We start from the raw sequence: 16,446 nt of genomic DNA on the forward strand, positions 1-16,446 counted from the left end.
CCGGCGCGCGTGCCAGGATGGAACCGTGACACAACCACGCGGATCTGCAGCGAAGTCAGCGGCCCTGTCCGCCGCCCTGTCCGGCGCGGTCGACCTGTCCGCGCTCAAGGCCCGTGCCGAAACGGCGCGCCGGCCGCCGGCCCCGCCCGCGAGCGGCCCCGGCCCGGAGGGTGACGCACCCCCGCCCGCCCCGTCGTCCGGGGCCGTGATCGATGTCACCGAGGCGACGTTCCAGACCGACGTCGTGGAGCGGTCCCTGCACCAGCTGGTGATCGTCGACCTGTGGGCCGAGTGGTGCGGCCCGTGCAAGCAGCTGTCCCCGGTGCTGGAGCGGCTGGCCGGCGAGTCCGGCGGCGCCTGGATCGTCGCGAAGGTCGACGTCGACGCCAACCCGCGGATCGCGCAGCTGTTCGGTGCGCAGTCGATCCCGACGATCGTCGCCATCGGCGGCGGCCAGCCGGTGGACGCGTTCTCCGGCGCGCTGCCCGAGCCCGAGATCCGCAAGTGGATCAACGCGCTGCTCGACGCCCTGCGCGACAAGCTGCCGGCGATCCGCGAGGCGGAGGCCAACGGCGGCGGCCCGGTCGAGGAGCCGGAGGACCCGCGCTTCACCGAGGCGGAGGAGGCCTTCGAGCGGGGCGACTTCGCCGCCGCGCAGGCCGCCTACGAGCGCATCCTCGACGTCGAACCGGCCAACGAGCTGGCGAAGAACGCCCTGGCCCAGGTCAAGTTCACGGCCCGCGCGGAGGCCGCGGACCCGGACGCCCGCACGAAGGCCGACGCCGACCCGGCCGACCTGGACGCCCAGCTCGCGGCGGCCGACCTGGACATCGCGGAGAACGACGTCGAGGCGAGCTTCAAGCGCCTGATCGACGTGGTCCGCCGCACCGCGGGCGACGACCGCAACAAGGCCCGCGAGCACCTGGTGGCGTTGTTCGACCTCTTCGACCCGGCCGACGACCGCGTCATGAAGGCACGCCGCGACCTGGCTTCCGCCCTCTTCTGAGCCGATGCCGTGAGGGGCACCCTCCTGGCTCTTATGTTCCTGAGGGTGCCCCTCACGGCGTTTGGCTTGAGCGTGACGCGAGAAGGCCCCCACCGCGCGGTGGGGGCCTTTCGCGCGCGTGGTGGCCGTCGCGGAGAGGTGTGCGAGTGGTCTGTTCGTGCCGGTGGGGGCGCGAGTGGACCGTTCGTGCCCTCACGTGATGAGCGCGAAAGGACCGTTCGTACCGCAACGAGCGCGAGCGGCCCGTTCGTGTCGAAACCCACTGGCCTGGACACGAAAGCCCACCTCGCGGTGCGGAGTCCTTCGTACGCGGTGGCCGGGCGCGAGGCGGCCGTCGCGTAGGTGCGCGCGAGTGGTCCGGTCCGTTCGGGCAGGTGCGTGAGAGATCTGTTCGTTCCGGTTGGGGGGCGAGTGGGCCGTTCGTGCCGGTGGGGGCGCGAGTGGACCGTTCGTGCCCTCGCGTGACGAGCGTGAAAGGACCGTTCACGCCGAAACAAGCGCGAGTGGCCCGTTCGCGCCTGAACCCACTGGCCCCGGACACGAAAAGGCCCCCACCTCCCAGTGGGGGCCTCTCGCGCGTAGCCGGAGATCAGCCGTACTGCTTCGAGCAGACCGACGAGCCTTCGAGATACCCGCGACGCAGCGACTCGACCCGGTCGAAACCGCTGTCCGGGCGCTTGCCGTTGACGTCCGCCGAGACCAGGCTCTCCGGCTGCAGCAGGTCCGCGATCGCCTCGTCGAGGTCGCCCGCCGACAGGCGCAGGTCGCCCGGGCGGTTCGTGAACGCCGCCCACGCTCCCACCAGGCACGACGTGCGCAGGCCGGCGTTCGGGTTGTCGATCGACGCGCCGACGCCCTTCTGGATGCCCAGCGCGTACCGGGACGCGACCTCGGAGAACGCGGCGAAGTCGCCCATGCCGCCCGGGTCCTCGCCCTTCATCTCGGCCTCACGGTCGATCGGCTGGGCCAGTTCGGCCAGCTTGGCCAGGTCGATGCTCACCGTGTTGTCGTCCGGGCAGTAGGACGCCGGGGCCGTCGTCGAGCAGCTGCCGCCGTCGTTGATCTCCGGCGCCGCGACGCCCGCGCCCTTGAAGGCCTCGTCGAGGCTCTTCTTCAGCAGCTCGACGGCCTGGTCGTTGAACTTCGCGTCGCCCTTGCCCTTGTCGCCCTTGTCGAACGGGCGCTCGGTGAGCCGGGCCTTGACGTTGTCGGTGTTCATCGCCGCGCACTCCTTCGGGCCCTTCTCGAACCCGGCCTGGAACGCGAACGTGCGGTCGAACGCGGTGCCGTGCGCGCCGCGGTCGGCGGCGCTGGTGCCCGCCTGGTCGCGGATCAGGAACATCGACGCCATCACCTGGTTCAGGCCCTCGGACGTCGACACCTGGTAGTACTTGCTCTTGTTCTCGGCGACCCAGCGGAAGTAGCCGCCGGCGAAGCAGTCGGCCTGTTGCTCCTTCACCACGGTCGGGGTGCTCTTGGTGATCCCGGCCTTGTCGCCGAGGCGGTACTGGACGGCGTGGCCGAACTCGTGCGCGAGCACGACGACCACCGACATCGGGCCGAACCGCTTGCGCAGCATCGGCAGCAGCACGCCGCGGTCCCACGCCACCGAGTCGTCGGTCGGGCAGTAGAACGCGTTCACGAGCTTCTTGACGCTGCCGCAGCCGGTTTCCTCGGTGTCGGTGTTCGCGTCGTACGACAGCAGCGACTTCACCGGCTCGAACTGCACGCCGAAGTCCGACGGCAGCATCTCGCCCCAGTACGTCTGGACGTCGTCGATCGCGGCGGTGGCGAGCTTGTCGTCCTCACCGCCGTCGGCGTTGCGGACGTCGAGGCTCGGTGTCGGCGCGTCGGACTTGAGGCCGCTTTCGAAGTGCGTCACCGGCAGCCCGGCGACCGAGCCGGCGCCGGTGTCCGCGACCGGCCCGGAGCCACCGCTCTTGCCGCTGCACCCGCTCACGGCGACCGCCGCGATCGCGAGCAAGGCGACCAGCCCGCGTCCCCCTCGGATCATCTTCACTCGTTCCACTCCCACCACGCCCGTACCCGACGAGCAGGACCATACCCAGGGCTAACAGGGCGTGTGCGCGTAATCCCCGAAGTACTCCCCGAGCAGCGCGCGGGGCGGCCCGATATCGTCGCTGTCCATGCGTGCAGTCCGCCGGTTCACCGTTCGCGCCAGCCTCCCGAAGTCCCTTTCCGGCCTCGGCGCGCTGGCCACCAACCTGCGCTGGACGTGGCACCCGCCGACGCGCGACCTCTTCGCGTCGATGGACGCCGAGCTGTTCAACGCCGTGCGCGACCCGCTGCGGATGCTCACCGCGCTGCCGCCGGCCCGCCTCGACGAGCTCGCGGTCGACGAAGACTTCCTCGAACGCGCCCGCGTCGCCGCCGCCGACCTGGAGAACTACCTGTCCGAGCCGCGCTGGTACCAGCAGCGTGACGACGCCGAGCTGCCGCCGGCGGTCGCCTACTTCTCGATGGAGTTCGGCGTCACCGAAGCCCTGCCGAACTACTCCGGCGGCCTCGGCGTGCTCGCCGGCGACCACCTCAAGGCCGCGTCCGACCTGGGCGTGCCGATGGTCGGCGTCGGGCTGCTCTACCGCAACGGCTACTTCCGGCAGTCGCTCTCGCTCGACGGCTGGCAGGTCGAGCACTACCCGGTCATCGACCCGAACGCGTTCCCGCTCGAACTGCTGACCGTGGGTGGCCGGCCGGTGCTGATCGGCGTCGCGATGCCGGGCGGGCGCGAGCTGTGCGCGCAGATCTGGCAGGCCCGCGTCGGCCGGGTGCCGCTGCTGCTGCTCGACACGGACACCGAAGCCAACGACGACGACCTGCGCGGCGTCACCGACCGGCTCTACGGCGGCGACGCCGACCACCGGCTGCGGCAGGAGATCCTGGCCGGGATCGGCGGCTTCCGCGCCGTCCGCAAGTACTGCGAGATCACCGGCCACCCGCAGCCGATGGTGTTCCACACGAACGAAGGCCACGCCGGGTTCCTCGGGCTGGAGCGGGCCCGCGAGATCGTGCAGGCCGACGGCCTCGCGTTCGACGAGGCCATGCCCGCGGTCCGCGCCGGCACCCTGTTCACCACCCACACCCCGGTCAGCGCGGGCATCGACCGGTTCCCGGTGGACCTGGTGCAGCGCTACTTCAATGACGGGCGCCTGGTGCCCGACATCGACCCGCGGCGGGTGCTCGCGCTCGGCGCCGAGGACAACCCCGGGCTGTTCAACATGGCGCACATGGGCCTGCGGCTGGCGCAGCGCGCGAACGGCGTTTCGCAACTGCACGGCCGCGTCACCCGCAAGATGTTCTCCCGGCTGTGGCCCGGGTTCGACCACGACGAGGTGCCGATCTCGTCGGTGACCAACGGCGTCCACGGCCCGACGTGGGTGGCGCGCGAGCTGAGCACCCTGCTCGGCCGTGAGTGGGGCCTCGACTCCGGCGACAAGCCGCTGCGCGAGGGCGTTTCGGACGCCCAGCTGTGGGGGCTGCGGCGCGAGCTGCGCGAGAAGCTCGTGTTCGAGGTGCGACGCCGGGTGCGCGCGGCGTGGCTGCAGCGCGGCGCGTCGCCGCTGGAGCTGGGCTGGGTGGACTCGGTGTTCGACCCGGACGTGCTGACCGTCGGGTTCGCCCGCCGAGTCCCGACGTACAAGCGGCTCACCCTGATGCTGCGCGACTCCGAGCGGCTGCGGACACTGCTGCTCGACGAGCGCCGGCCGATCCAGGTCGTCGTCGCCGGGAAGTCGCACCCGGCCGACGAGAACGGCAAGCAGCTGATCCAGCAGATCGTCCGGTTCGTCGACGGCGCGGACGTCCGGCACCGGATCGTCTTCCTGCCGGACTACGACATGTCGATGGCGCGCTACCTCTACCGCGGCTGCGACGTCTGGCTGAACAACCCGGTGCGGCCGCTGGAGGCGTGCGGGACGTCGGGGATGAAGTCGGCGCTCAACGGCGGGCTCAACCTCTCCATCCGCGACGGCTGGTGGGACGAGTGTTACGACGGCAGCAACGGCTGGGCGATCCCGACCGCGGACGGCGTCGCCGACCCGCTGCGCCGCGACGACCTCGAGGCCGCGGCCCTGTACGACCTGCTCGGCCAGCAGATCGGCCCGCTGTTCTACAACCGTTCCGCCGACGGTGTGCCCACCGGCTGGCTGTCGATGGTGTGGCACACGCTGGAGACGCTCGGCCCGCGGGTGCAGGCGTCCCGGATGGTCCGCGAGTACGTCGACCACGGTTACCTCCCGGCGTCCCGCACGGTCGCCGCGGCCACCGGCGACGGCTACCGCGGCGCGCTCTCGCTGGCGGACTACCGCACCAAGATCGAGGTGTCCTGGCCGCGGGTGAAGATCTTCGACTCGGAGCTGCAGGTCGAGGCGACCGAGCCGCTGGTGGTGGGCACCGACGTGACGATCCGCGCGCGCATCGACCTGGCCGGCCTGGAACCGTCCGAAGTGGACATCCAGGCGGTGGTCGGCAAGGTCGGCGACGACGACGAGCTGCGCGACCCGGTCACGGTCCCGATGGAGGGCGACGGCATCGGCGCGTTCGCGGCGCGGCTGAAGCTGCCCCAGCCGGGCGCGATCGGTTACACGGTGCGAGTGCTGCCGAAGCACGGCCTGCTGGCGACGTCCGCGGAGCTGGCCCGGGTCATCCTGGCCTGACGAAAGCCGTGAAGGCCCCCTTCCCGGCCGTAAGAGCCGGTAAGGAGTCCTTCACGGCTTTCTCGCCCGCACCGGGAAAGCCTGCCGCTGACCTGGAGCAACTCCAGCTGGACAGCCCGGAAAACCACACCGCGTCCCGGCGTCCGTCGCGTTAGGTTGGGGGTATGCGCTTCGGACTCTTCATCCCGCAGGGCTGGCGGATCGACCTCGCCGGCATCGAGCCCGCGGACCACTGGAAGACCATGCTCGGCCTCGCGAAACACGCGGAGGCCGGGCCCTTCGAATCGATCTGGGTCTACGACCACTTCCACACCGTGCCGGTGCCGACCGAGGAGGCCACGCACGAGGCCTGGTCGCTGATCTCGGCGTTCGCCGCCGCGACCGAGACCGTGCGGCTCGGGCAGATGTGCACCTGCATGGGCTACCGCAACCCCGCCTACCTGGCGAAGGTCGCCGCGACCGCCGACACCATCGCCGGCGGGCGCGTCGAGATGGGGATCGGGGCCGGCTGGTACGAGCACGAGTGGCGGGCCTACGGCTACGGCTTCCCGGGCGCCGGCGAGCGGCTCGGGCAGCTCGACGAAGGCGTCCAGATCATGCGGGACCTCTGGACCACCGGGAAGTCCACACTGGACGGCAAGCACTACCGGACCGACGGCGCGATCCTGCGTCCGTTGCCGCCGCAGGAGGGCGGGATCCCGCTGTGGATCGCCGGCGGCGGTGAGAAGAAGACGCTGAAGATCGCGGCCAAGTACGCGAAGTACACGAACTTCGGCGGCGACGCCGAGACGTTCACCCGGAAGTCGGAGATCCTCGCGCAGCACTGCAAGGACGTCGGGACCGACTTCGACGCGATCGTCCGCTCGGTCAACCACAACGTCGTGCTCGGGGAGACCGAAAAGGACGTCCAGGACAAGCTGGCCTGGCTCAAGTCCCACCTCGGCAAGTACGTCCCGGGAGACGCCGCGGAGCGCTGGTACGGCAACTTCGTGAACAGCCCGACCACCGGCACGCCCGAGCAGGTCACCGAGAAGCTCGCCGCGATGGGCGAGCTCGGCATGTCCTACGCGATCTTCAACTTCCCGGAAGCCGCGTACGACCGCGCCGGCATCGACCTGTTCGCCTCGCAGGTCGCGCCCGCGCTGAGCTGACGGAAAACTAGGGAACCGCGGGGCTTCCGCCGGTCTGCACGGGCAGGCCGGCGGACGCCCAGGCCCGGAAGCCGCCTTCGAGGTCCGTCGCGCGCGGCAGGCCCAGCCGTTGCAGGTCGGCCGCCGCGAGGCTCGACGAGTAGCCCTCGTTGCACAGCACGATCACCGTCGAGTCCGGCGTCACCGAAGGCAGCCGCCACTCGCTGTCCGGCGCGAGCCGCCACTCCAGGTGGATCCGCTCGACGATCACCGCGCCGGGGATCTCGCCCTCGGCCTCGCGGTTGGCGAGGGGCCGGATGTCGACGAGCAGCGCGCCCGCCTCCTGCAGCTGGTGGGCCCGGGCCGGCGTCGCCCGGTCCAGGCCGGATCGGGCGGCGGCCAGGACGGTGTCGATGGCGCTCATCGACCGACGATAGCGGGCAGCGGCGGGATTTCGGCCGGGACGTCCGCGAGCGTCGTGTACTCCCGGGTCGCCACGAGCGGCGGCGAGTACGCGTGGACGCTCGCCGCGGGCCGGTCGCCGAGGCCGGTGACCTGGTGGGCGCGCCCGGCGCCGAAGCCGATGCCGTCGCCCGCGGTGTGCGTGCGGCGCCGGATCGGGCCGCCGGGGTAGCGGTACTCCTCGCCCAGTTCGCCCTGCAGCACGGTGAACGAGCCGGACGCGCCGCCGTGGTCGTGCGGCTTCGTCTGCTGGCCCGGCAGCCACGACAGCAGCCACAGCTCGACGCCGTCGGTCAGCGCCAGCCGGGCCCACCAGCGGCGATCTTCGTCGAACCGCAGGATGTCCCGGACGCTCGCGGTCAGTTCGGTGGTCACGGTGGCGGTCAGGTCCGCCAGCTCACGCGGCGTCCACAGCAGCCGCGACGGGTGCAGCAGCTCGGGCAGCAGCGGGTCGGTCAGCTGCGGGTGGATCTCGACGGCGGGACGGGCGATGGACGTGGTCAACGGAGGCTCCTCGGACGCGACGGTGATCGGACGCGGGGGCTAGCGCGGCGCCGGGCGCACGTCGGGAAAAGGACGTGCGGGGGTCAGCGGAGCCGCGCCGGGGTACACCCGGCCGAAGCGACGAGAAGCAGGTCGATCGCGCGACGGCGCCAGAACGAGCCCCGGGTCACCGGGGTCACGGGCGCGTCGGCTGACATGCCCGTGATCCTGCCACAGCCCCGTCGCGCCCGGCACTTCCGGCGTGCGGCGTTCCACGTCGTGGACGTCTTCCACCTGCCGATTCGCCGTCTCACCCGGGCGGGTGCGCACGCGCGCGCGACGGCAGACAGAATGGGGTTCGTGAGCGAGCCGATCCAGCCCAGCGAACTTGACGACCTCGTGGTCCGGATGGCCGGTGTCGGCGTCCGCCGGGGGACCAACGACCTCCTCGCCGGCCTCGACTGGTCCGTGGAACTGGACGAGCGCTGGGTGGTGCTCGGCCCGAACGGCGCGGGCAAGACCACCCTGCTGCGCCTCGCCGCGGCCGAGCTGCACCCGAGCACCGGCGAGCTCGACCTGCTCGGCGAGCGCATCGGCAAGGTCAACATCTTCGAGCTGCGCCCCCGCATCGGGTTCACCTCCGCCGCGATCGCCCAGCGCGTCCCGGGCGACGAGCTCGTGAAGGACGTCGTGGTGAGCGCCGGGTACGCGGTGGTGGGCCGGTGGCGTGAGGAGTACGACAAGCTCGACACCGAGCGCGCGACCGAGCTGCTGGGCGCGATGGGTATCGGGCACCTCGCCGACCGCACGTTCGGCACGCTGTCCGAAGGCGAGCGCAAGCGGGCGCTGATCGCCCGGTCCCTGATGACCGACCCCGAGATGCTGCTGCTCGACGAGCCGGCCGCCGGTCTCGACCTGGGCGGGCGCGAGGACCTCGTCGCGCGGCTGTCCGCGCTGGCCCTCGACCCGGACGCGCCGGCCATGGTGCTCGTCACCCACCACGTGGAGGAGATCCCGCCGGGGTTCACCCACGCGCTGCTTCTCCGCGACGGTCACGCGGTCGTGTCCGGCCTCGTCGACGACGTCGTGACCAGCGAAAACCTTTCGAAGACGTTCGACCAGGACCTGGTTCTGGAGCGCTCCGGCGATCGCTTCTTCGCCCGCCGTCGCTAGGCTGTCCTTACCCGCCGGTAGGCTCTGTTGAATGGGCTCTCACCGGTAAAGAGTGGTTCGAGCCGAAGGCAACTCGTCGACCGAGGAGGATGGGCGTGGGAGAGTTCGTATCGCTGGAGGTCAAGGACGGCGTCGGCACGATCCGGCTCGACCGGCCCCCGGTCAACGCCCTGAACGCCCAGGTCACCGCCGAGCTCGCGGAGCTGGCCAAGGAGGTCTCCGAGCGCGACGACGTGCGCGCCGTGATCCTCTACGGCGGTGAGAAGACCTTCGCCGGCGGCGCGGACATCAAGGAGATGGCCACCCGCACCTACCCGGAGATCGCGAAGTTCGGCGCGACCCTCACCGGCACGCTCGCCGCGATCGCGAACATCCCGAAGCCGGTCGTCGCCGCGATCACCGGCTACGCCCTCGGCGGCGGCCTCGAGCTCGCGCTGACCGCGGACCGCCGCGTCGCCGGCGACAACGTCAAGGTCGGCCAGCCGGAGATCCAGCTCGGCGTCATCCCCGGCGCCGGCGGCACCCAGCGCCTGGCCCGGCTGATCGGCCCGAGCAAGACCAAGGACATCGTCTACACCGGACGGTTCGTCAAGGCCGAAGAGGCGCTGGCGCTGGGCATCGTCGACGAGGTCGTCGCCCCCGACGACGTCTACGCGGCCGCGCACAAGTGGGCGTCCCAGTTCGCCAACGGGCCGGCTGTCGCCCTGCGCGCGGCGAAGGCGGCCATCGACGGCGGCCTCGACACCGACCTGGCGAACGGGCTCAAGCTCGAATCGCACCTGTTCGCCGCGCTCTGGGCGACCGAAGACCAGAAGAACGGCATGAAGTCGTTCATCGAAAACGGGCCCGGCAAGGCCACTTTCGAAGGGAAATGACGCCTTGACCGACGTGAACGACCCGGCCCCGCACCCGCACGCCACCGCCGAAGAGGTCCAGGCCGCCTGGGCCGACCCCAAGCTGGCGAACGTGCTGTACCACGACTGGGAAGCCGGCACCTACGACGAGAAGTGGTCCATCTCCTACGACGAGCGCTGCATCTCCTACGCGACGGACGTGTTCAACGCCGTCGCGGGTGATGACGGCCAGCCCTACCAGCACGCGATGGAGCTGGGCAGCGGTACCGGCTTCTTCCTGTTGAACCTGATGCAGGGCGGCGTCGCCAAGAAGGGCTCGGTCACCGACCTCTCGCCGGGCATGGTGCAGGTCGCGCTGCGCAACGCCGAGAGCCTCGGCCTCGACGTCGACGGCCGGGTCGCCGACGCCGAGCGGATCCCGTACGAGGACAACACGTTCGACCTGGTGGTCGGGCACGCGGTGCTGCACCACATCCCGGACGTCCAGGCGGCGTTCCGCGAGGTGCTGCGCGTGCTGAAGCCGGGCGGCCGGTTCGTGTTCGCCGGCGAGCCGACCAAGATCGGCGACACTTACGCCCGCAAGCTCGGCCAGCTCACCTGGTTCCTGACGACCAACGTGACGAAGCTGCCCGCGCTGAGCGGCTGGCGCCGGCCGCAGGAGGAGCTCGACGAGTCCTCGCGCGCCGCCGCGCTCGAAGCTGTCGTGGACATCCACACCTTCGACCCGTCGGAGCTGGAGTCGTGGGCCCGCGGGGCCGGCGCCCAGGACGTCCGCGCGGTCACCGAGGAGTTCGCGGCGGCGTTGGCCGGCTGGCCGATCCGGACGTTCGAAGCCGCGGTGCCGCAGGAGAAGCTGACCGTCCGCTGGCGGCTGTTCGCCTACAAGCTGTGGCTGCGGCTGTCCGCTGTGGACAAGAAGCTGCTGTCGAAGGTGCTGCCGCGCGAGCTGTTCTACAACGTGATGATCACCGGGACCAAGCGGCCGTCCTGAGTGGGCTATTCCTTCACCCTCGGCGACGTCGCCCACCTGCGCTCCGGCGCGGGTGAGGCGGCGCTCGCCGAGGTCTCGGCACGGCCGCTGACCGACCACATCGCCGACGTCGCCGCCGTGCGCCGTCTCGTCGGCGAAGACCACGCGGCCGCGGTGCTGGAAACCGTGCTGCTGCGCCGGAAAGCCGTCGGCAAACTGTCCGGTGTGGACTGGCTGTTTACCTCGGACGCGCTTCAGCAGGCCAGCGCGTCGCTCGTCGCCCGGCACCGGGCCCAGCGTCTGGCGGGCCTCGACGTCCACGACGTCACCTGCTCGGTCGGCGCGGACCTGGTCGAGATCGCCCGGGTGGCGAAGCGCGCGCTCGGGTCCGATGTGGACCCCGTGCGGCTCGCGATGGCCCGGCACAACGGCCTCACCGCCGGCGTCTCGTTCGGACTCGCGCGAGCCGATGCGCTGCGGCCGGTCAGCCGGGACGCGGTGGTCGTCGCCGACCCGGCCCGTCGCGACTCGGCCGGACGCCGGGCATGGAAACCCGCGGACTTCACCCCGCCGCTCGACGGGCTGGTCGAGGCGTACCCGGGCCGTCCGCTGTCGGTGAAGTGCGCGCCCGGCTTGGACTTCGCGATCGCGCCGTGGGCCGACGAGGTCGAGCTGGTGTCCCTCGACGGCCAGGTGCGCGAGTCGTGCCTGTGGCGCGGCCTGGGCACGGGCGTCACCCGCCGGGCGAGCGTGCTGCGCTCGGACGGGACACAGTGGACGGTCACCGACGCCGAGCCGGACGAGCTGCCGGCGCGCGAGCCGGGGGAGTGGATCGTCGACCCGGACGGCGCGGTCGTGCGGGCCGGGCTGGTCCGGCACTACGCGGCGCGGCACGGGTTGTGGCAGCTGGACGAACGCATCGCGTACCTGACCGGTGACACGCCGCCACCGGGTGTGCGCGCGTTCCGTGTCCTGGAACAGGGCCCGTACAGCGAAAAGTCCCTGAAGGCCGTCCTCAAGCGACACGAGGTCGGCCGGCTGGAGATCCTGATCCGTGGCCTCGACGTCGACCCGGACGCGTTGCGTCGCAGGCTCAAGCCACGCGGGCCGGCGGAAGCTTCGGTGGTGTTGACGCGGATCGGCCGCGCGCCGGTGGCGTTCGTGTGCCGCGCCGAGCGGGTTTAAGTGAACAGGAACCAACGAAGGGTGGAACTCCGGGTGAACGTGACGTAGGTTCCCCGAGTCGTCAAGTCTTCACTGGAGGGTCGCCGTGTCCGGAAAATGGTCAGGTCTCGTCAAGCTCGCCGCCGCCGCGGCGATCGGTGCCACCGTCGCCTCGGGGGCCACCGCGCTGGCCGGGTCGGACGCCGCCACCGCCGCCCGCGCCCACGAACCGGCCAACATCGGCCAGGTCAAGAACGACGTCAAGGCCTACTACGGCGACTACCTCGACGCCGCGGGCAAGCACCACTACTCCGACACGAGCAAGTTCGTGAAGGACACCAAGAACGTCGTCTCCGACGCGAAGCGCTTCCTGCAGCAGCAGCTGGGCCGGGTGAAGAACCCGGCGATCGTGCTGGACGTCGACGACACCTCCGAGATCACCTACGGCTGGGAAGCCGACAACGACTTCGGCTTCGACCCGGTCAAGCAGCAGCAGGCCATCGACAACGGCACGTTCACGGCCAACAAGCCGGTGCTGGAGCTGAGCAACTGGGCCGCGCAGCACGGCGTGAAGGTGTACTTCCTGACCGGCCGCAACGAGCTGCAGGGCCCGCAGTCGCTGAAGAACCTCGCCAACGAGGGGTACCCGGCCCCGGCCGGCGCGTTCTTCAAACCGAAGGTGACCGCGCCCGACTACCTGCCGTGCGGGCTGACCTGCACCACCGTCCAGTACAAGTCGGGCACGCGGGCGCACATCGAGGCGACCGGCGCGAAGATCGTGCTGAACGTCGGTGACCAGTTCAGCGACCTCGAAGGCGGCTACGGGCTGCGTCCGGTGAAGCTGCCGAACCCGATGTACTACCTGCCCTGAGGCCGGAATAACCGCCGGGTCCCGGGTGCTGGTCCCAGTACACGACTTTTTCGAGGAGCTGACATGCCGGAGAAGAAGGTGCTGGTCCCGGGCCCGGACCACCCGATCACCGTCGAGCCGACCAAGGCACGCGTGGTGGTCAAGGCGGGCGGGCGCGTGGTGGCCGACAGCCGCAACGCGCTGACACTGCAGGAATCGAACTACCCGGCGGCGCAGTACATCCCGCGGGCGGACGTCGACTTCAGCGTGCTGGAGCGGACCGACCACGAGACGTACTGCCCGTACAAGGGCGACAGCAGCTACTACAGCCTGAACGCCGGCGACGTGCAGGCCGAAAACGCTATCTGGACGTACGAGAAGCCGTACGACGCGGTCGCGGCGATCAAGGACCACGTCGCGTTCTACCCGAACGTCGTGGACTCGATCGAGCTGATCGAGGACTGAGCTGGACCTCGACCTGCTGCGCACGTTCCTCGCGGTCCACCGCGCGGGCTCGCTGACCGGTGCGGCACCGTCGCTGGGCTTGTCCCAGCCGACGGTGACCGCGCAGGTCAGGGCCCTGGAAGCGCAGCTGGGGCAGCAGTTGTTCGTCCGGCGCGCCCGCGGCGTCACGCCGACCTCGGTCGCCGACGAACTCGCGGCCCGGATCGCCCCGCACGTCGACGCACTGGACGTCGCCTTGGGGCCCGCCGATCGGTTCGCGGTGCCGGTCCACCTGGCCGGACCGGCCGAGCTGACGACGGCTCGTGTCCTGCCCGCGCTGGCGGGCCTGGTTTCCGACGGCCTGAAGCTGCGGGTGAGCTTCGGCTTGGCCGACGACTTGCTGGCCGGCCTCGCGGAGCGCCGGTTCGACCTGGTGGTCTCGACGATCCGCCCGCGCGGCCGCGGCTTCGCGGCGACGCCGTTGACCGACGAGGAGTTCGTCCTGGTCGGCCCCCGAGGCTTCACCGGCGACCCGCGGACGGCGCCCCTGGTGGCGTACGCGGAGGATCTCCCGATCATCCGCCGCTACTGGCGGACGGTGCTGGGCGTCCGGCCGCCGGCCGGGCCCGCGGTGGTGGTCCCGGACCTGCGGGGCGTGCTGACGTGCGTGCTCGCCGGCTTCGGCGTCAGCGTCCTGCCGCGGTACCTGTGCGCGGCCGAGCTGGCGTCGGGTTCCCTGGTCGCCCTGCTGGACCCGGCGGAACCGCCGATCAACACGCTGTTCGTGGTCACGCGGACCGAGCCGTGCCGGGCGGGGCCCGCGGCGGTGCGGGACGCCCTGCTCGCCGACGCCGTCAGCTGGTGACCCGCAGCACGCAGTCAGCAGCGGAAGGGTGAACTCACCTGCCGCGGTCTCGGGCCGGCTCGCCAGGTAGGCGCGGATCCGCCCGAGCGTGGCTTCTCGCTCGGGCTCCGGCATGACCGGGATCCCGCCCGCGTCGCCAGTGCCGCCACGAGGGATTCAGCGGTACGGCATTGCCCGTGCGGGAACTCGGCCCGCTCCTCGGAGCCGAACCCGGCGGTCTCGGTCCGCCGGCCGGCGGGGTGTCACGCGGGCCGATCGCCGCGTTGCCACCGGCTCGCGCGAGCCTGGCGACCCAGCCGACCCGGTCGTCCACCACGTTCCACAACCCGGCCCACCGCACGGCGGCCTCGGGGTAACCGGGCCGGTGCTCGGCGTACGCGACGGCGCCGAAGGAGGAGGCGTGTTCGTCCACCGGACCATCCGGCCCACCGGACGGGGTCCGCAGACCCCGCCCGGCGACGGATCAGCCCGTGTAGCCGGCGAAGATCTTCGCGAACTCGTACTTCGCCTGCGGCACGTTCGTGCACTTGTACAGCGCCCCGGTGCACGCGTTCGCGTCCCGCCCCGCTTCCCAGAACGACAGCATGCCCAGGTGGACCGACTTGGCGAAGGCGACCAAGGCCTTGGCGTCCTTCTGGTAGAAGATCTCGTTCTGCGAGTCGTTGACGCCGATCATCGGGGTGACGCCGACCTTCTTCCAGGCCGCCGCGTCGCTCAGTCCGTACAGCGACTTCAGCTGCGCCTGCGTGGCCTTCGCCGCGGAAATCGCCTTCGCGCCCTGGTCACCCGCGCCCTGGTAGTAGTCCATGGCCATGATGTTGACCAGGTCCAGGTTCACGCCGGCGTCCTTGGCCGCCTTGACGACGTTGAGCCCGTTCGCGTCGAGGCCGGTCGGCAGCGCCGGCAGGGTCAGTGAGATCTTCAGCCCCGGGTTGTTGGTCTGCAACGTCTTCAGTGCCTGGGAACGGCGGGTGATCGACGCCGGGTCGGCGACGGCCGCGCCCTCGATGTCGAAGTCGGCGTACTTCAGGCCGTACGCCTTGACGACCGCGTCGTACTCGGCCGCGACCTGCGCCGACGTGCTGCACGCCTGGGCCAGTTCGATGCCGGACGCGCCGCCGAAGGAGATCTTGACGTCGCCGCCGGCGTTGCGGATCTTGGTGATCTCGTCCTTCTGCCACGCCGTGCGCGGGTCGTACGCGCCGAACCAGCTGGCCTTGCAGCCGTAGGAGTTGACGAAGGCGAGCGTGAAGCCCTTGACGCCGCTCGCGGCGGACATCGCCGACAGACTGGGCGTCGGCCACGCGCCCATGTCGACGTAGGGGCCGACCGGGATCGGCGAGCCGGCGGCGGCGCCGGCAGGGGCCGCGAACCCGGTGGCCAGCACGGCCGAACCGCCCAAAGCGGCCAGGAGCGAACGGAGACGGGGGAGACGCATGGGGGACCTCCACGACAACCAGCGCGGCGGCGGGAATTCCGGACCTAATTGGTATAGACCATTAATGTGGTCCGGACCATAGGCCGTTCGGGGCATGACAGCGGGTGATGGGGCGGAACCGGCCCCACGGCCGGCTCCGCCCGTTCTCACGCCGTCGCGCGCCGGCGTCCCCGGTCGAGCCACCACTGGGCGATCAGGAACGGGATCACCCAGCCGGTCCACGTCGTCAGCCCGGCGATCGCCTGGCCCAGCGCCAGTTCGCTGCCGCCGAACGTCGTGTCCAGCTGCCCGGGGAGCACGAGCGACCAGACGATCGCCCAGATCCGGTTGCTGATGATGGACATGCACAGCACGAAGCTGCGGATCATCCAGCGCCGGTGGTCGCCGAAGCGCCGCGTCCGCGCCATCCGGTAGCCCTGCACGGTGCAGCCGAACCAGAGCGTCGCGAGCAGGACGTTCGACACCGCGCCGACCGGCCCGAACGGCGCGGCGACCGCGATGGCGAACCCCGCGATCGACGCCGGGATGGCGCCCGCGAAGACGTACACGCGGCCGGTGCGGCGGTGCACGACGGGGTGTTTCCGCCGCAGCCACGGCCAGATCTGCAGAGCGCAGGTCACCATCGCGACCGTCGCGAAGCCGATGTGCGTGACCAGCACCGGGTAGTACCAGGCGACGCCGTCCGGGGCCGGGATCCGCGACTGGGCCGGGTCCAGCCCGAGGTAGGGCGGGAGCGAGAACACCAGGAACACCGTGACGATCAGGCCCAGCGGGAACACCCACGGCCGGCGCCACCACGGCGTGGCGCGCCGGGTCCCGCTCGGGCTCGCCGGTTTCTCTGTCGTGGTCATGCCGTCCCCCTGTCTTTTACGCTGTACCGGCACCGTATGGACCTGCGGGAGGACGCGGCAATCCTTGCTGGTGACAATGG

The 16,446-nt window shown here is 71.1% G+C and carries 15 protein-coding genes; 10 read left to right on the forward strand and 5 right to left on the reverse strand.

Features of this window, described 5'->3' with window-relative positions:
- The first annotated feature begins 25 nt into the window (after window positions 1–25).
- Window positions 26–1,006 (forward strand): tetratricopeptide repeat protein, encoded by a 981-nt coding sequence (locus tag OHS18_RS39070; RefSeq protein ID WP_326955499.1) that lies wholly within the window; start codon window positions 26–28, stop codon window positions 1,004–1,006.
- A 589-nt stretch (window positions 1,007–1,595) separates the two neighbouring features.
- On the opposite strand, the gene OHS18_RS39075 is transcribed toward OHS18_RS39070, so the two are convergent.
- Window positions 1,596–3,020 (reverse strand): neutral zinc metallopeptidase, encoded by a 1,425-nt coding sequence (locus tag OHS18_RS39075; RefSeq protein ID WP_328443901.1) that lies wholly within the window; start codon window positions 3,018–3,020, stop codon window positions 1,596–1,598.
- A 133-nt stretch (window positions 3,021–3,153) separates the two neighbouring features.
- Here OHS18_RS39075 and glgP point away from each other — a divergent pair, with 133 nt between their 5' ends.
- Window positions 3,154–5,682, forward strand: a complete 2,529-nt coding sequence (glgP, locus tag OHS18_RS39080; protein ID WP_328614175.1) for an alpha-glucan family phosphorylase — start codon at window positions 3,154–3,156, stop codon at window positions 5,680–5,682.
- A 164-nt stretch (window positions 5,683–5,846) separates the two neighbouring features.
- Entirely contained in the window at window positions 5,847–6,833 is a 987-nt protein-coding gene (locus tag OHS18_RS39085; RefSeq protein ID WP_328443897.1) for an LLM class F420-dependent oxidoreductase, read from the forward strand.
- A gap of 7 nt (window positions 6,834–6,840) precedes the next feature.
- On the opposite strand, the gene OHS18_RS39090 is transcribed toward OHS18_RS39085, so the two are convergent.
- Together OHS18_RS39090 and OHS18_RS39095 are read right to left on the reverse strand one after the other, a co-directional pair.
- The gene (locus OHS18_RS39090) at window positions 6,841–7,236 is read right to left on the reverse strand and encodes a rhodanese-like domain-containing protein (protein ID WP_328614176.1); all 396 of its coding nucleotides are present in this window, start codon (window positions 7,234–7,236) and stop codon (window positions 6,841–6,843) included.
- Window positions 7,233–7,778, reverse strand: coding sequence for a cysteine dioxygenase (locus tag OHS18_RS39095; RefSeq protein WP_328614177.1), 546 nt, complete (start codon window positions 7,776–7,778; stop codon window positions 7,233–7,235). The genes OHS18_RS39090 and OHS18_RS39095 overlap by 4 nt, the downstream gene beginning before the upstream one ends.
- A 330-nt stretch (window positions 7,779–8,108) precedes the next feature.
- Between OHS18_RS39095 and OHS18_RS39100 the strand changes: the two genes are divergently transcribed.
- The 7 genes from OHS18_RS39100 to OHS18_RS39130 all read left to right on the forward strand — a co-directional run bounded on the left by OHS18_RS39100 (window position 8,109) and on the right by OHS18_RS39130 (window position 14,077).
- Window positions 8,109–8,930 (forward strand): ABC transporter ATP-binding protein, encoded by an 822-nt coding sequence (locus OHS18_RS39100; RefSeq protein WP_328459050.1) that lies wholly within the window; start codon window positions 8,109–8,111, stop codon window positions 8,928–8,930.
- A gap of 95 nt (window positions 8,931–9,025) precedes the next feature.
- Window positions 9,026–9,805 carry an enoyl-CoA hydratase/isomerase family protein gene (locus OHS18_RS39105; RefSeq protein WP_328443891.1) on the forward strand — a complete coding sequence of 260 codons (780 nt, stop codon included), beginning with the start codon at window positions 9,026–9,028 and terminating at the stop codon, window positions 9,803–9,805.
- 4 nt (window positions 9,806–9,809) lie between these two features.
- On the forward strand, window positions 9,810–10,775 hold the full coding sequence (locus tag OHS18_RS39110) for a class I SAM-dependent methyltransferase (protein ID WP_247061787.1): 966 nt from the start codon (window positions 9,810–9,812) through the stop codon (window positions 10,773–10,775).
- Entirely contained in the window at window positions 10,776–11,939 is a 1,164-nt protein-coding gene (locus OHS18_RS39115) for a class I SAM-dependent methyltransferase (protein ID WP_328614178.1), read from the forward strand. It abuts the gene before it with no gap.
- An 85-nt stretch (window positions 11,940–12,024) separates the two neighbouring features.
- Window positions 12,025–12,789: an HAD family acid phosphatase gene (locus tag OHS18_RS39120; RefSeq protein ID WP_328614179.1), complete on the forward strand. Its 765-nt coding sequence runs from the start codon at window positions 12,025–12,027 to the stop codon at window positions 12,787–12,789.
- Window positions 12,790–12,852: 63 nt separating this feature from the next.
- The gene (locus OHS18_RS39125) at window positions 12,853–13,233 is read left to right on the forward strand and encodes a DUF427 domain-containing protein (RefSeq protein WP_328443884.1); all 381 of its coding nucleotides are present in this window, start codon (window positions 12,853–12,855) and stop codon (window positions 13,231–13,233) included.
- A gap of 16 nt (window positions 13,234–13,249) precedes the next feature.
- Entirely contained in the window at window positions 13,250–14,077 is an 828-nt protein-coding gene (locus OHS18_RS39130; protein WP_328618656.1) for a LysR family transcriptional regulator, read from the forward strand.
- Between the two features lie 463 nt (window positions 14,078–14,540).
- Here OHS18_RS39130 and OHS18_RS39135 read toward each other — a convergent pair whose 3' ends face one another.
- Complete coding sequence (locus tag OHS18_RS39135) at window positions 14,541–15,515, reverse strand: chitinase (protein WP_328614180.1); 975 nt, start codon at window positions 15,513–15,515, stop codon at window positions 14,541–14,543.
- 146 nt (window positions 15,516–15,661) lie between these two features.
- On the reverse strand, window positions 15,662–16,366 hold the full coding sequence (locus OHS18_RS39140; protein WP_328614181.1) for a DUF2306 domain-containing protein: 705 nt from the start codon (window positions 16,364–16,366) through the stop codon (window positions 15,662–15,664).
- Window positions 16,367–16,446 lie beyond the last annotated feature (80 nt).

This window comes from Amycolatopsis sp. NBC_00355 (genome assembly GCF_036104975.1).
GTDB lineage: Bacteria > Actinomycetota > Actinomycetes > Mycobacteriales > Pseudonocardiaceae > Amycolatopsis.

Coding starts and splice junctions, on each gene's coding strand:
- OHS18_RS39085 (WP_328443897.1), top strand. CDS start 5,847: ATGCGCTTCGGACTCTTCATCCCGCAGGGCTGGCGGATCGACCTCGCC.
- OHS18_RS39140 (WP_328614181.1), bottom strand. CDS start 16,366: ATGACCACGACAGAGAAACCGGCGAGCCCGAGCGGGACCCGGCGCGCC.
- glgP (WP_328614175.1), top strand. CDS start 3,154: ATGCGTGCAGTCCGCCGGTTCACCGTTCGCGCCAGCCTCCCGAAGTCC.
- OHS18_RS39125 (WP_328443884.1), top strand. CDS start 12,853: ATGCCGGAGAAGAAGGTGCTGGTCCCGGGCCCGGACCACCCGATCACC.
- OHS18_RS39090 (WP_328614176.1), bottom strand. CDS start 7,236: ATGAGCGCCATCGACACCGTCCTGGCCGCCGCCCGATCCGGCCTGGAC.
- OHS18_RS39075 (WP_328443901.1), bottom strand. CDS start 3,020: ATGATCCGAGGGGGACGCGGGCTGGTCGCCTTGCTCGCGATCGCGGCG.
- OHS18_RS39135 (WP_328614180.1), bottom strand. CDS start 15,515: ATGCGTCTCCCCCGTCTCCGTTCGCTCCTGGCCGCTTTGGGCGGTTCG.
- OHS18_RS39100 (WP_328459050.1), top strand. CDS start 8,109: ATGGGGTTCGTGAGCGAGCCGATCCAGCCCAGCGAACTTGACGACCTC.